Below are 16,224 nucleotides of genomic sequence, written 5' to 3'. Positions count from 1 at the left end.
GAATTCTATATTTCTTTGAGGACTGCAAAATTTTGCAACAAAGCCCTCGGGAGCTGCTGGACTGCTTAGGCAGAGAGATCTAAGCCCAGTAGCTCTATCAGCTGCTGCTCTGATAATTGCGGAATGCTATATTTCTCAGCCTTTTTCAGCTTGTTGCCAGGGTCTTTACCCACGACGACATAGCTGGTTTTAGAACTGGGGTGGGTATTGATGGTGCCGCCTGCTTCCTGAATGATTGTTTTCACTTGTTCATAACTAAGCTGGGCCAGCTTGCCTGTGATGACAAAACTTTGCCCTGAGAGGGGGAGACCCGGTTGAGATTCAGGTACGACTTCTGGTGACGCCGATGCAGAATCGGCTGGGGCAGACGACTGAAATTGCTGTTCTAACTGTTGCTTCTCTTGGATGAGGGTATCAACTTGTTGCTCAAAATGAGAGACGACGTCCCTGGCCATTTTCATCGCTTTTTCCAGCTCTGCCTTGTCTTTCTTCAGGGTTTTGACTTGGGTTTCCAGGGTGGTGATATGTTGGTCCGCCTCTTTCATTGCTGCCATCATCTGTTCAGGTAAGGCATCACCCAAGTCGGGCAGCTCTGCAGCCTGTTGTTCTAAGGTTTGGATTTGCTGCTGTAGAGTCGTGATTTCGGCAGTCGCAGTGTCGTAGTTTTGCTGCAGCTGATCGCGTGCTGCCTTCAGCTCCTGCTGTTCTCGGTTCACGGATGATGTCGAAGATTGCAGATCTACTATCTGCTGTTCCAAGGTTTGGAGTTGCGATCGCAACTCTCGTTTCTCCCCTTCAGTTTGTGATAGCTCGGCCCGCAACTCTCGTTTCTCCCCTTCAGTTTGCGATAGCTCGGCCTGCAACTCCTGTTTCTCCCCTTCAGTTTGCGATAGCTCTGCCCGCAAGTCCTGCTGAGCCTGAGTTAATTGGTCTACTTCTGCCGTCAAGGTTGTAGCCTGTTGCAGATCGGCTTCGAGTCGAGCGTTGGCTTGGGTCAGAGTTTGGATGGTGGTTTCTGCTGTTTGTTGGGATTGGGAGATGCGATCGCATTCTGCTTGCACTTCAGCTAACTCTGCGTCCAAAGCTGAGGTATCAGCGGCTTGGCCTAAAGAAACTTGCAGATCCTGATTTTGCTTGGTTAATACTATTAGCTGTTGTTCTAGTCGGACCTGTTCAGCTTCGGCAACCTGTAATGCTTCTTGCAAAGGCAGTGGGGCAGCTTCAGCAGTTTGCAAAGCCGCAGTTAATTGCATCTTCTCTGCTTGCACCTCCGCTAACTCCGCATCCAAAACTGACGTATCAGAGGCCTGCTCCAAAGAGACTTGCAAATCCTGGTTTTGCTTTGTTAATGCTGCTAGCTGTTGCTCTAGGTGAACCTGTTCAGATTGAGCAACCTGTAAGGCTTCTTGCAATGGAATCGGGGCAGCTTCAGCAACTTTAAGAGCTGACGTTAATTGAGCCTTCTCCGCTTTGACCTCTGCTAACTCTGTTTCCAAAGCCGAGGTATTAGACGCCTGGTCCAAAGAGACTTGCAGATCCTGATTTTGCTGGGTCAGGGTTGTGAGCTGTTGCTCTAGTTGGGTCTGTTCAGTTTGAGCAACCTGTAAGGCTTCCTGCAATGGAATGGGGGCGGCTTCAGCTGCTGTGAGGGCAGACGTTAATTGAATTTTCTCCGCTTCCAGGGTCTGCACCTGTTGTCCGAGGGTGATGACCTGTTGCTTCTGGGCCTGTAAGTCTTGTTGGGTTTGGTTCTGTCCTTGATTAAGCGTATTAAGCTGTCGCTCCAGCTGTTGGGCTTGAGCCTCAGCACTTTGTAATGCCGACTCTAGGGTTTGTCGCTGTTGTTCTAAATCCGTAATCTGCTGTTGCAAAGGCGGGAGATGGTCTTGATATTCCGCAACCTGCTGATTGAGAACCTCCCGTTCTTGTTGCAGGGTGTGCAGCTGGGATTCTAGGGTGGCGATAGTGGTGGACTGGCCCTTAGTGACCTCATCTTGTTCAGTCTCTAGGCTTTGTTGTTGCTGCTCTAGAGTCTGTAGTTGCTGCCTCAGGGTCGCCAATGCCGTTTGTGATTCTGTCAGTTCTGCAGATAGGGTTTGGTTGGTTTGAGTCAGGGCTTCAATATCTGTGTGAGTGGGTTGAGCCTCTTGGGTTGTTTCCAGATCCAAAATTTGCTGGCGCAGGTGGGTCACCAGATCTTGAGCCTCGGCCAGCTCGATGGTGAGCTGTTGCTGATTGGTGGTGAGTTCGGTGATCAAGCTGGAATCTGCCGTTTGGGTCTGCTCCAGACTGGCCTCCAACTCCTGCTGCTGTCGGGTTAAGGATTCAATCTGTTGCTGTAACTCAGTCATGTCGGATTGAGTCCCTTGCAGCGTAGCGGTGAGGGTCTCTTTTTCTTGGACTAGGTCTTGCAACTGTTGCTGTTGTTGTTGGTCCCTAGATTGAGCTGATTGCAGGGCCTGTTCTAGTTCTTGTAGGGCTTGAGGTTGCTCAGATGGAACGGAGGCGGCCTGGTTGAGCAGATCTTGATTGTTTTGGGTCAGGGCCTCTAGGTTTTGCTGAAGGGTCTTAATTTGGGCATGGGCATCTTGGAGATCTACGGCCAATTCAGTGTTGAAGTCTGTGTCTTGGGTTTCTAAGGCAGACAAGGAGGTCTGGGCCGTTTCATAATCTTCTGCCAACTGCCGTTGCAGATCTTTGGCCGTGGTCAGTCGGCTGGTTAAAGCATCAATTTCTTGCTTTTGCTCTGCAACCAGGGACTCCAGAGTTTGCTTTTCTTGGCGAAGGTTCGGGAGAGTCGTTTGAGCATGATGCAGCCCTTCTAGCTCGGCCGTGAGCTGAGCATGAGCTTGCTCCAGATTCTGATGAGTTTGAGTGAGAGCAGAGAGCTGCTGGACCGTTTCAGTTTGGGTGGTGGCTAACTGGGCATTGGTGACCGTTAAGGTCTCTAGGTGCTGGGTCAGACTGTCCTTCTCCAGATGGGCAGCGGCTCGATCCTCATCTAAGCTCTGGTTTTGGGTCGTGAGAGCCACGATTTGATCCTGAAGCCCTGCCACTTCCGTCGCTAAGTTCTGACGCTGAAGATCCCGTTGGGTCTGCAGTTCCAGTTGGCTTTCTAATGTCTCTTGCGTCGCGGTCAAGATGGCAACCTGCTGTTCAAGGGTTTGAATCGTTGCCTGGGCTTGCGTCGCCTGAGACTGGTCTTGCTGTTGCGTCTGGGTCAGGTTGCTGAGCTGCTGTTCGAGGGCTTGAATCGTTGCCTGGGCTTGCATCACCTGAGATTGGTCTTGCTGCCGCGCCTGGGTTAGTTTGCTGAGCTGCTGTTCGAGGGTTTGAATCGTTGCTTGGGCTTGCGTTGCCTGAGATTGGTCTTGTTGCTGCGCCTGGGTCAGTTTTTTGAGCTGCTGTTCCAGTTGGGCATTGGCTTGGGTTAAGGAATTGGCAGTCTGCTCTGCTGCCGTCACCTTAGCCTGTAATGGCTGTTGCGATTGAGTCAGGGTATCGACTTGGAGCTGTAAGCCCCGCATTTTGGATTGGGTTTGGCGAAGATCAACCTCGGCTTGGGTTTTAGCTGCGGCGAGGGATTCCAGCTCTGTACTAATGGCCCTGCGCTGATCCAATTCAGCTTGAAGCTGTTGGCATTGAGCCTTTTGAGTGTCGAGTTCGGTTTGTAAGGCAGTCTGTTGGGCCTGTTTCTCGTCTGTCCAAGCCTGTTGCTGCTGTTGCTGCTGGCTGAACCGCTGCTCTAACTCAGCAACGCTCTGTTCCTGAGACTCCACTACCTTTTTAGCCTGATCGAGGGCCGTGGTTAACGTCTCGTTATCTGTGGCAAGGGTTTGTAGCTTTGCCTGCAAACGGGTTTGGTCATCGGCAATAGACCGTTGTTGTTCCTCAGATGCAGATGAGATCTGCATCTGCCGCTGACGTTGCCGCAGCGTATCGACCGTAGCGGTCACCAACAGGAGCGCACCTACACTTTCTAAAACCAAACGAAGATCGAGAACACTGAGCAATTCAGGCATGGAAGTAACTATGACTTTGGGGATGACAATAAGGAAACCAGTTCCTTCTCTTTATCCTGACGTTCTCTGCAGAGAAATGCTAGGGCCTGGGCTACAAAAGATCAGAGTTTTACATTGATCGAAGAAAGCATCTCCTCGGCCTCAGATATTTTGATCAGTAAAGAATAGTCGTCCGTTGATTGCTCAAACCAGATGGGCATTCTACGGACACTAGCACGCTGCTCAGATGAGATATCGTGCTGACGATGGTGCATTATTCCACAGGGTACTTGTGTGTTTAAGCTACTTCGCTACTACTCCGTCACCAGTTTCATCGCTTTTGTGGTGGCCATTCTGGCACTGAATCAATACACCCGAGATCGCGCTATCCAAAGCCTCGTGAAGGTTAGTGAAACCAAGAATATTGCCCTAACCCAGTCTTTTGCCAATACCTTATGGAAGACCTATGGGCCTTTTTTAGGCAATACCCAGTCTTTGAGTACAAAAGAGCTGAAATCCCATCCCCAAACTTTAAAGCTGACGGAAGAGATCGAGACCTGGGCCCAGGCATTACCCATCTTGAAAATTAAGGTCTTTGATACAGAGGGCCGCACTGTTTTTTCCACTAGTACGAAGCAAATTGGCCAAGATAAACGTCAATCCAAAGGGTTTCAGATTGCGATTAAGGGCCAAGCCCGCTCTTTGCTCAACCATCGAGATACGTTTACGGGCATGCAGGGTCGAGTGAGCGATCGCAACCTCCTCTCCAGCTATCTTCCCCTGCGTCCATCTGGGCCGAAGGGCAAGATCGAAGGGGTATTTGAGCTATATACCGATGTCACGCCTTTAATGGCTCAGGTGGAAACGACCCAACGTAATATTTTGTGGGGTACCAGTGGGGTATTGGCTATCCTGTACGGCGTATTGTTTGTCATTGTGTATCGAGGCGATCGCATTATCCAAGAGAAGCATGCCGCAGCCACCGCAGCCGCCCGAGCCAAAGACGACTTCCTCGCCATGATGAGTCACGAAATTCGCACGCCCATGAATGGGGTGATTGGCATGACGGGTTTGTTGCTAGATACAACGTTAACGGCTCAACAGCAAGAATTTACAGAAACCATCCGCAAAAGCGGGGACAGCCTCCTAACCCTGATCAATGACATTCTAGATTTCTCCAAAATTGAAGCGGGCAAGCTGGACTTAGAACATCAGGCCTTTAATTTGCGAGTGTGTGTCGAAGACGCATTGGAGCTAGTCGCCTCTCGGGTCGGTCCTAAAGACATTGAGTTAGCCGGGGTTATTCAAACTGATGTGCCCAAGGCCATTTTGGGAGACGTGACTCGCCTACGTCAGATTTTAGTGAACCTACTGGGGAATGCCATTAAGTTCACCTCATCAGGGGAAGTAGTGGTGAGCGTTACAGCCCAATCGATTGCCACAGATTCATCCAAATATGAGCTGTGTTTTGCCGTCCGGGATACGGGCATGGGCATTCCCCTAGAGCGCCAAGATCGCCTGTTTAAATCCTTTAGTCAGGTGGATTCCTCTACGACTCGCGAATTTGGAGGGACCGGACTGGGGCTCGCAATCTGTAAGCGGTTAAGCGAGCTTATGGGGGGACGAATTTGGGTCGAAAGTGCGGAAGGTCAAGGGTCTACCTTTGCCTTTACCATTCAGGCCGCCGAAACAGAAGACACAACGGAGTTGCTCCAAACCTTACCCACAGCCACCTTAATCGATAAACGGGTGCTGATTGTAGATGACAATGATACGAATCGGCGGGTTCTCACCCTCCAAACAGAAGCCTGGAAAATGCGGCCCCAAGTGGCAGCCTCTGGATACGAAGCGTTAGGGCTACTGGAACATGCAGGTCCCTTTGATCTGGCCATTTTGGATATGCAAATGCCCGAAATGGATGGTCTGACCTTGGCTCAGAAAATCCGCAGTCATGATCGGGGAAAAGACTTTCCCTTAGTGATGTTGACGTCGATTGGTCAATCACCGAATTTAGCCAGCCACAAGGCACTATTTTCAGCTTGGCTCAACAAGCCTGTGAAGCAATCCCAGCTCTATAATGCCCTGGTAAAATCTTTGACCGGCAACGAGGTCCAACCGCAAAAATCCACAACACCACAGCTAGATACCGAGATGGCGGTTCGACATCCCTTGAGGCTTTTGCTAGCGGAAGATAACCCTGTGAACCAGAAACTGGCGGTCCTGATTTTAGGCAAAATGGGATATCGCCCTGATGTAGTAGGAAACGGATTGGAGGTGTTGCAGGCCCTGAAACGCCAGCCCTATGACGCCATTCTGATGGATGTGCATATGCCTGAGATGGATGGCTTAGAAGCGACTGCTCATATTTGCCAGTCTGGGGCGCCAACAGAGCGGCCTCGAATTATTGCCATGACCGCCAATGCCATGCAGGGCGATCGCGAAACATGTTTGCAGGCTGGCATGGATGACTATGTCACCAAACCCATTAATATCAAGGAATTGATCGCTGCCTTAGAAAAATGTGAACCCCAGCCGATGGCCAAAACCTCTGTATAATTGCACCCACTTCAATACATCACACCTATAAAAACTAGATTTAATAGGTGTGATGTCATCCATCTATCCCTGTAAGCGCTTGGTGAATGATGGCAACGCCCGCAGCAACAACGGCTTGACGCCATTCAGTATTCGCAGGTGCATTAGCTTCTAGCAGCAAAGACTTGGCCCATGTATAGGTGGGAGAACCCGGCTCATCCCACCCATGGGCCTGATTCTCAGCCCGAATCGCCTTGAGAACCGGAAGTATGGGATAGGTACCAAACTCCACCGTGGCAAATCGATAGTCACACCCCTGCATCAACGCCTGACACCAGGGACCAATATCTCCTTGGCAAACATAGGTAGCCCCTTGTTGTCCCAGGATTTGCAGTCCTGCAGCCGTAAAGGTCTGTTGAAACCAGGGCAGATCGTTCTGGTGGGCTTGGGGCTTGACTAAAAATGTAGGCGTCGCCCAGCGTCCTAGACCCGTATGTAAGTCTAGATGGACGATGCGCTGGGATTGGCCCAACCAGATGGGGAGTTGAGCCACCAAAATCTGCTGGGTCTGGCCAGGGGCTTGGCCGCCAAAAAAGATGCCCTGGGGAAAGTCATACTGGCCGACGGGCAGGGTTTTCTTAAGGGATGAAACGCCATATCGCAGCGCGTAACCCAGCAGCTTGAGAGTATAAGGATCTCGTGGGGTCGGGGGTTGACGGGGGTTCAGAAAAGAATCCAGCTGACCATAGGCCGCTGGGCTGCCAGAAAAAGATTGTCCGGGTAATAAAAAATTGCGATTGAGATCAATATTGTCTTCGTTGCAGCGACGATTCCACGCAAATCCATAGGGATTGAGGGCATGAATCAACAGCACCGCTACCCCTTTCGGCAAGGTGAGCTGGGGCAGCAAATCGGTCAAGGTCGCCATCTGAATTGCCGATCCGCAATAGCCTTCCACTCCATGTAAACCACTGGAGAGAATCAGGGTGGTGTGGGGAGATTTAGACCCATACCGAGCAATATCAATACTCAAGGATCGGCCTTGAGGACCGAGGGCTTTGATGGGATGAGTTTCGAGAACACAGTTTAGGGATTGGGCCGCTTGGCGGAAGCGATCGCGTGCTTGCCAGTAGTCAGAAGAAAACACAGACGTTGATTGGCCAAGAGAGAACGGGTCAAAATTGATCTGCTGTGAGTTTAGCGGATCCAGACGATTGCAACCCTCAACATTTCTTTTAGTTGCTGAATCCTCAGAAAAATGAATTGGGATCAGACGATGAACGCTGCAAATATCCGCAGAATCACGGATCTAAGTCCCAGAAAAGATTGGGTAAACTAATGTAGATTGTTTTTTGTTGAAAAATATTTATTTTTGTAACAAAATTATAAAAAATAGCTGTAGAATATTAATTGTTTGACAGTCAATATTTCTCATATTTCAGACATAAAAATAGATCTATCTCTTCCCTTCAAAAAAGCTTATGGAAACCACAAAGTTTGATCCGTATCAGCTGCTTACTGAGTTATCAAGCTCTCAAGCTAGTGGTGTTCTCAAAGCCAGTAATGGTAAATCTATTTGGCATATTTACTTGAAGGAAGGTGAGCTGCAGTATGTAGATTGCTCCGTCCAAACCCTTGCCCAACTGAGCTACTTTCTGTGCCGCCAAGGATTAGAGCCCGCCTTTAATGCCCTCAAAGAGATGCCTCCTCAGCAGAAGATAGATGGGGACAGTACAGCAATCAAAGCTCAAGGACTGATTCAGCGTTCAATGTTGTGGCTGCAAGAGCAACAGATGTTGAATGAGATCCAAGCTCGACAGATTATTGAAGATATTACCCAAGACGCCCTAGAAACCTTTTTATGGCTCAGGCAAGCCAAAGCGGTTTGGGAGAATGGCGTCACGTCTCCAGAGTGGGTGACCCAGGTCTTAGGGGCAACCCCACTGATGGAATTGGTCGATACAGTCCGGTTCCTCAAGCATCGAATGAAGAGCTGGCAAAGTTGCTGTAAGGATATTTGTTCTCCCTATCAACGCCCTTATCTTTTAGATTTCCAACACATTAGCAAGCCCGTTGCGGGTGGCAAGCTATCGCCAGAAGCCCTGACCAAACTCGCTCAGTTGATGAGTCGAGGGTTTAGTATCCGTCAGCTATCCGTTTTGTTGAAACAGGACGAGCTACATATCGCCCAACTCTTTGGTCCTTATGTGGAGCAACAGGTGATTTTTCTGCGGAATCCACAACCGCCTTTTGACCAATTACCTCGGGTTCCGGTTCCGGCTATTCCCAAAATACCCTCGGTCGCCCAAGCGGCTCAAGCCGCCCAGGACGCGAATAGAACCTTCAAAATTGTTTGCATTGATGATAGTCCCACGATCTTGAGTGAGATTGAGCGATGTTTGGGGAACACTCGTTACGAGGTCACAACGGTAGACGATCCAATCCAGGCATCCTCTGTGATCTTCCGGATTAAGCCCGATCTCATTTTGTTAGACATCACCATGCCCAAGATCAATGGCTATCGCCTATGCAGCTTGCTGAGAAGCAGTGCTGTGTTTGATGAGACTCCGATCATTATGGTGACGGGCAATACCGGACTGATTGACAAGGCTCGGGCCAAATTAGCAGGTGCCACAGATTACTTCACCAAACCTTTTACCCAGAAAGGGCTAATGGACATGGTAGAGAAGTATCTGACTCAATTTACGCCAGCTTAGCGGTCTCGGCACTGCCCCATGTTGCGGGTTTAGGTAGCCTATTCCTCCTGTACCGAATGGATTCCAGTTTCTCCAGATTACTTTCTCGTTTACGCTTACCTAGCCATTCAAGGACACACCATGAGCAGCAAAATCTTAGTCGTTGATGACCTGCAATCTGAACTCGACTTAATCTGTCAATACCTCACAGAAGAAGGTTATACCATCGTCACGGCCACGAATGGCGCAGAAGCCTTAGAGAAGGTCAACCAGAACAAGCCAGATGCTATTGTCACCGACTGGATGATGCCAGAGATGGGAGGCTTGGACCTGGCCCGTAAGCTGCGCAAGAATCCTGAAACCGCTGATATCCCAGTCGTAGCCTGTACTGCTAAAGATCGGGATGTGGACCGGATGTGGGCAGCCAAGCAGGGCATTGAAGCCTATGTCACCAAACCCTGCACCAAGCAAGAACTGGTAAGTGCCCTGAGAGCGGCCATGAAATAAATGACGACTCAAAAACCCACTGCTTCGACAACATCTCTAGCGAGACTGCAAGAGCTTCTACCCCAGCTATTTCAGGCTACCCAACTATCGGGACAACCCTATTTACGGTTTTTATTGACTAAGGGCATGGGTGCCTTACTCTCGATGGAGCATGTTCATGAATCCCTGATTGTGGCAGCAGAACAGATTACGGCTATGCCGAATATGGCCAGACCCGTCCTAGGTCTAATCAATTCCCGGGAGCAGGTGTTCTGTGTGGTCAACCTGCCTCAGATATTGGGCTATCCAGATGTGACGGGCACTCAACGGCAATACCGTGTGATTGTGGTGCGGGTGCCTCGCTCTGAGTATCAGGCGGCGGGGGATGGTGATGCCCTGTTGGGGTTAGCGGTTCCCCAAATTCAAGGGGTCACCCGTCTAAGTGAAGAACAATTACAAACGGATCCCACCTTTTGTCCGGCAAACCTAGCTCCCTACATTACAGGTGCTTGCCAACAGGGAGATCAGCTCATGTATATCTTTTATCCTCCAGCCTTAGCAAAATCGCCGGCATTGTACTCGGCATAGTGTGAGCCGCGTTTGATGTTTAATCTGTCAACCTCGTGCTGGCAGTTGAGAGTACTTATTCTTTTACCGATTTAACCAGGACCATGACTACCCAAAAGGACACTTCCCCTGCTGACGCTTCTACCAACGGCAACAGCATAGAAGACCAACTGAATGGTACTAACGAGGCCACTTCTGTTGAGATGGAAACAGCCAAGCCCGCAGCAACCCTACGCCAACGATTGTTGACCACAGTTCTGCCCGTTGCCTTGGTGCCCCTGGCGGTCGCTAGTGCGATTGGTTACACCCGAACAGAGGCAGAATTGAAAGCAAAAGCGTTGCTGCAGTTAGAGGAAGTCAGTCTCCTGACCAGTGAGGCCAGCACCCTCTTCTTGCTAGACACCCTGAAGTTCCCGGATCTGATCGGTAGTGACCCCTTGTTGCTAGAGGCGGTCAAGGCTGGAGCCCAACAGGCGGAAACCCAGGGACTGACTCAAAAGCCGATTGAGGCAGTCGAAGCTCAGTTTGCTAGCACCAAGCTGCTAAAGCCCAATGCCAAACTGAATGCATACCTGCAGCGGGTCGTTAAGAACGTTGACCTGGCCGAAGTCTTTGTGACAGATAAAAATGGCTTTAATGTTGCCTATAGTGCTCCCACCTCTGACTTTGTTCAGAACGATGAAAACTGGTGGCAGCAGGCCAAAGAAAAGGGGCAATTTATTGAAGAGCCTGAATTTGACGACTCTTCTCAGACCTTTGTGCTTGCCCTGTCCAAGCAGATTACGGATGACTCAGGCAATTTTATTGGGGTGACCAAAATTGGCCTCCCCACAAAGGCACTGGATGAGGCTATTAGTACACTGATTACTCCCAACCTAACGGAGTCTGAGATTGTGCAGCTGGTTGACCCGAAGCTGGAAACCAGGCCAGTGGTGAATACCATCACCAAAACGGGTAGTGATACGACCAACCAAGAGGTGACCGGAGGCGAGGACGTTCTAGCTACCGCCAAGCTGATCGAAGATTACTTGGCAGCTGAGTCGGGTGATCTGAATGCCACTAAAGCTCAGATTGAGAATATTCCTGGGATTAAAGAGGTAGAAATCAAAGAAAAAGATGCGGGTAAATTTAAGCTACTAACTGCTTCCTTTACTTACAAAGACCGATTCTTTACCCTATCGATTGTTCCGTTCACGAAACTGGTTGCGATCGCATCCGTTGAAACCGCTGAAGAAGCGGCAGCAGCCCGAGAGCAGTTAATCGTATTTGCCTTAACAGGCTTACTCATGGCGGGTATTGTCACCGCCTTGATCTACTGGCTCTCCACTAGCTTGTCCAATCCTCTAACTAAGCTAACGGGCACCGCCGACGAAGCGGCAGAAGGAAACTTAAATGTCCGAGCTGATATTGAAGGAACCCGCGAAACCCGAATCCTAGCCCGGACCTTCAACAACCTAGTGTCCGAGGTCCAGACCCTCTTAAACAAAACGGAACAAGCCGCTCAAGAACAAAAAGAATCCCGCGACAAACTAGAAATGGAAATCTACCAGCTCCTCGACGAAGTGGGAGAAGCGGTAGATGGCGACTTAACCGTACGCGCCAGCTTAAACTCGATGGAAATGAGTACCGTTGCTGACTTGTTCAACGCCATTATCGACAACCTCAACGAGATTGCGGGTCAGGTAAAAGAGTCCTCTGTACAGGTGAGTTCCTCCCTCGGTGCAAACGGAACCGAGATTCAGACCCTAGCGGAGCAAGCCGTCCAAGAAACTGAGCAAGCCCGAACCACCCTCGATTCGATTGAGAAAATGTCCGTCTCCATTGAGGATGTAGCCAGCAACGCCGGTCGAGCCGCTGTGATTTCCGATGAAGCCTACACGACGGTCCAAGAAGGCAGTAATGCCATGGATCAGACGGTAGACAGTATCCTCGGCCTGCGAAATACGGTCGGTGAGACCTCCAAGAAAATTAAGCGACTGGGTGAATCCTCCCAAAAGATTTCTCAGGTGGTGTCCTTGATTGAAGAAATCGCTCTCAAAACCAACCTACTCGCCATTAACGCCAGTGTTGAGGCCAGTCGTGCCGGTGAACAGGGTCAAGGTTTCACCGTGGTTGCAGAACAGGTGGGTGCCCTAGCGGAACAGTCCACTGCGGCGACGAAAGAAATCGCTCAAATTGTGGCTGGAATTCAAGCCGAGACCAAGGAAGTGACGGAGGCGATGGAAGTAGGGACCACCCAGGTGGTGGATAGTACTCGCCTGGTGGAAACGACCAAAGAGAAGCTGACCCAAGTACTGACTCGGTCCCAAGAGATCAACGACCTCATGCGGTCCATTTCTGACGCAACTGAGACCCAGACTGAAACCTCAAAAGCAGTGACCACTTTGATGTCTCAGATGGCAGAATTGTCCGAACAGCGGTCGGAATCTTCTAACAAAATGGCCCAGTCCATGCAAGACACGGCTGCCGTTGCCCAGAAGCTGGAAGCCGCTGTGGCCCAGTTTAAAGTCGAAGAATCTAGCTAACGAATTTAGGATCGTTCTTCTATCGGTCCCCCTGACTTGAGATTAGCAGCCGGATGAACCCCATCGATATTAGCGACTCAATATCACCTGAGCACCATGGATAAAGAACAACAAGTCCAGTTCAAATTTCTCGAAGAAGCAGAAGATTGTTACGACAGGATTGAACGGGCTTTGCTGGGTCTAGCAGCAAACGTTGCTGAACCAGAGCAACTGGACGAAGCCCTCAGAGCCTCCCACACCGTTAAGGGGGGAGCGGCCATGATGGGGCTGATGGATCTGAGTAAAGTGGCCCACCGTCTAGAAGACTTCTTCAAAATCTTGCGGGTGCATCACGCCTCCAAAACCATCGAAACGGAGGTAGAGACCTTGCTATTGCAGGGTTTAGATTGCTTGCGACAGGTGGGTGATCGCTATCGGCAAGGAGCCGAAATTGATGCAGCCTGGCTAGCAGAACAAATTTATCCCGTCTTTGACCAACTGCAAGTTCATTTAGGGGATGTCACGGACGAGGACGAGACGGCGCTGCTCAACGGCGACGAGGATGAAACGGATCCGGCACTACTGATGTTTGAGGATGGCGTGGAAGCCGTTCTCGATCGGATTGAAGGCTATTTTGAGACCTTGCCTGCCCCTCAGCTCGCTGCAGAGCTGGCCATGACGGCAGAAGAACTGGTGGCTTTTGGTCATATGGCGAATTTAGAGCCTTTTATTCAGCTCTGCCAATCCGTCCAGGAACTAGCCCCCCAAGTTATCCCCGAGCAAATTCCAGAACTATCCACTGCCGCCCTCAAAACCTGGCGACGGTCCCATGCCTTGGTGCTGCGACGCAGCTTTGAGAAGCTGCCCCACCAGCTTCCGGACTTTACGCCCAATATCGCTTCCAGTCCTGAAATTGACTTTGAAAATGCCCTAGACTTAGTGGACTTGTCGGCTCTGCAAGCAGACTTTGGCGCGATTGACATGCCCCCAGAGCTACCTGCAGAGGCCATCTCTTTTGCAGATGATCCCGCCGTAGCTGACCTAGCCGAAGCTTTAGCCACGGATCTGCCTAGCCCCGAACCGCTAGAAACAGTCAATCTGGACGAGCTTTCCCTCAATGATCCGGCCATCGCCAACTTAGCCAATGCCTTATCCATTGAGTTACCTGCTGCTGACTTTGACATCCCGGCGGAGATCCCTACAGATGACTTATTCAATACAACTGACTTTGACATCCCAGCGGAGATCCCTGCAGATGACCTATTAAATGCAGATGATCTCATCAATTTGCAAGACTCGATGGAGCTTGCGGATCTACAGGACGCATTTGCCATTGACGCGGATCTTGGGGTTTCCCTACCCGAACCAGTGGTTGCAACAAGTCCTGAGAATCCTGTTCCCACCATTAATCCGGCTGCAGAGAGTCCTATCCCTTCTGAACTGCCATTAACCCTTGAGAGTGCCGCTCAAATTCTGGAACAAGCCACGGCCAACCAGCCTGCCGCTGCACCAGCAGCAAAGCCGTTAAGCGGTAAAACCGTGCGGGTTCCGGTGGAACAACTGGAGCAATTTAACGCCCTGTTTGGGAAACTGATTCTGGAACGGAATACCGTCAATCTGCGCTTTGAGCAGTTGCAAACCTATACCCAACTGATTCGACAGCGGATTCAACAACTAGAAGCATCCAATACCCAATTGCAGCAATGGTATGACCGAGCCTCCCTGGAAGGAATTGTCCCGGCAGAGGCAGCTGCCCCCGCTCAGCCCGAACAAATCGCCGAACCCAGGCCAGGGCAATTTGATGCCCTAGAAATGGACCAATATACCGACTTACACCTGATTGCCCAAGACCAAATTGAAACGATTGTCCAACTGCAAGAGGTGGGCTCAGATATTAACTTGACCCTGCAAGACATGGGTCAGGCCGTTCGAGACATTAACCAAACCACCCGCTCGTTGCAGACCAATGTCACCCGCACCCAGATGGTGCCCTTTAGAGAGATCGTCAAGCGATTCCCACGGGTGATTCGGGATTTGAGCGTTCAGTTCAATAAGCCCGTGAACTTGGTCATGGAAGGGGATGCCACCCTGATTGATCGGTCCGTGCTTGAATCCCTAGGGGATGCCCTCAACCACCTGTTGCGGAATGCCTTTGACCATGGGATTGGCAGCCAAGAGCGTCGGCTGTCCATTGGCAAAGCACCCGAAGGCAAGATTACGATTAAAGCTCGGAACCGAGGAGCTCAAACCGTCATCACCATTAGCGATGATGGGGCTGGCATCCGGTTGGATAAGGTGCGCAATCGCCTGCAATCCATGGGACTCACCGAATCAGAAGTCTTGCAGATGTCGGATCAGGACTTACTGGACTGTATCTTTGAACCCGGCTTTAGTACTGCTGACCAAGTGACTGAGATTTCAGGTCGAGGCGTGGGTATGGATGTGGTGCGAACCAACCTCCGGGACATCCGAGGCGATATTTATGTAAACACCGAACGCAGTGTCGGCACCACCTTTACAATTACGGTCCCCTATACCCTTTCGGTTCTGCGAGTCATGCTCTTGGAGCATTCTGGCTTAATTTTTGCAGTGCCCGTAGACAACATCCGCGAACTGCTGCGCATAGAGGCAGACCAACTCCACACGATTGAACAGACTCAAAAATTGACCTGGCAGGATCAGTCCATTCCAGTGATGAATTTGGCGAGGCACTGGGCCTTTAGCCAAACCCGCAAATTCTCCGAAATGTTGGGAACACCCGTTATTAATCAACCCACGGTTCTAGTGGTTGGCGAAGAATCCACTGTGGGCGGCCTGGAAATTGAGCGATTCTGGGGGGAACAAGAAGTCACGATTCGCAACATCGACAGCCCCTTACCCATGCCGCCTGGATTCGTTAGCTCTACGGTATTAGGGGATGGCCGGGTCGTCCCGATTATTGATCCATTGCCTGTGCTCAAATGGTGCCTAGAGCGCGAACAATCCGGTCTAATCGCAGCATCGGTGGAACCAGTGTCCCAAGCCAGCCAAGGCAATACGGTCCTCGTGGTGGATGACTCGGTTAATGTTCGTCGCTTCCTAGCCATGACCCTGGAAAAAGCAGGCTATCTGGTTGAGCAGGCCAGGGATGGTCAAGAAGCCGTTGATAAGCTGGAAAGTGGCTTAACGGTGCAGGCAGTCGTCTGTGACATTGAAATGCCGAGGCTGGATGGCTACGGTGTCCTCGAAGAAGTCAAAGGCCAGCGCCGATTTGAAGATTTACCCATTGTCATGCTCACCTCCCGTAGTCATGAGAAACACCGCAAAGTCGCCATGAACTTAGGGGCGTCAGCCTATTTCTCTAAACCGTTTAACGAGCAGGAATTACTAGATACCCTAGCCGGATTTATCGACCAGAAGACACCGGAATTAGTCGGTTAACTGGGTCTCAAATCG

General features: G+C 50.6%; 8 protein-coding genes. 6 read left to right on the top strand and 2 right to left on the bottom strand.

Features of this window, described 5'->3' with window-relative positions; translation table 11 throughout:
- Positions 1-65 precede the first annotated feature (65 nt).
- Positions 66-4,022, bottom strand: a complete 3,957-nt coding sequence (locus tag I1H34_RS03140; protein ID WP_212664305.1) for a BRCT domain-containing protein — start codon at positions 4,020-4,022, stop codon at positions 66-68.
- 273 nt (positions 4,023-4,295) lie between these two features.
- Here I1H34_RS03140 and I1H34_RS03135 point away from each other — a divergent pair, with 273 nt between their 5' ends.
- Complete coding sequence (locus tag I1H34_RS03135) at positions 4,296-6,557, top strand: response regulator (protein ID WP_212664304.1); 2,262 nt, start codon at positions 4,296-4,298, stop codon at positions 6,555-6,557.
- Positions 6,558-6,612: 55 nt separating this feature from the next.
- Here the strand turns inward: I1H34_RS03135 and I1H34_RS03130 are convergent, their stop codons facing one another.
- Positions 6,613-7,683 carry a DUF2817 domain-containing protein gene (locus tag I1H34_RS03130; RefSeq protein ID WP_212664303.1) on the bottom strand — a complete coding sequence of 357 codons (1,071 nt, stop codon included), beginning with the start codon at positions 7,681-7,683 and terminating at the stop codon, positions 6,613-6,615.
- Positions 7,684-8,017: 334 nt separating this feature from the next.
- Here I1H34_RS03130 and I1H34_RS03125 point away from each other — a divergent pair, with 334 nt between their 5' ends.
- From I1H34_RS03125 to I1H34_RS03105, 5 genes are all read left to right on the top strand, one after another.
- A complete protein-coding gene (locus tag I1H34_RS03125) occupies positions 8,018-9,253 on the top strand; it encodes a response regulator (protein ID WP_212664302.1) in 1,236 nt (411 codons plus the stop codon).
- 120 nt (positions 9,254-9,373) lie between these two features.
- Entirely contained in the window at positions 9,374-9,739 is a 366-nt protein-coding gene (locus tag I1H34_RS03120; protein ID WP_212664301.1) for a response regulator transcription factor, read from the top strand.
- Positions 9,740-10,306, top strand: coding sequence for a chemotaxis protein CheW (locus tag I1H34_RS03115; protein WP_212664300.1), 567 nt, complete (start codon positions 9,740-9,742; stop codon positions 10,304-10,306). It begins immediately after the preceding gene.
- 83 nt (positions 10,307-10,389) lie between these two features.
- On the top strand, positions 10,390-12,810 hold the full coding sequence (locus I1H34_RS03110) for a methyl-accepting chemotaxis protein (RefSeq protein ID WP_212664299.1): 2,421 nt from the start codon (positions 10,390-10,392) through the stop codon (positions 12,808-12,810).
- A gap of 96 nt (positions 12,811-12,906) precedes the next feature.
- Positions 12,907-16,209: a hybrid sensor histidine kinase/response regulator gene (locus I1H34_RS03105; RefSeq protein WP_212664298.1), complete on the top strand. Its 3,303-nt coding sequence runs from the start codon at positions 12,907-12,909 to the stop codon at positions 16,207-16,209.
- Positions 16,210-16,224: the final 15 nt, after the last annotated feature.

The sequence above is a fragment of the Acaryochloris marina S15 genome (assembly GCF_018336915.1).
Lineage (GTDB): Bacteria > Cyanobacteriota > Cyanobacteriia > Thermosynechococcales > Thermosynechococcaceae > Acaryochloris > Acaryochloris marina_A.
This window is presented reverse-complemented; position numbering and strand designations above follow the sequence as displayed.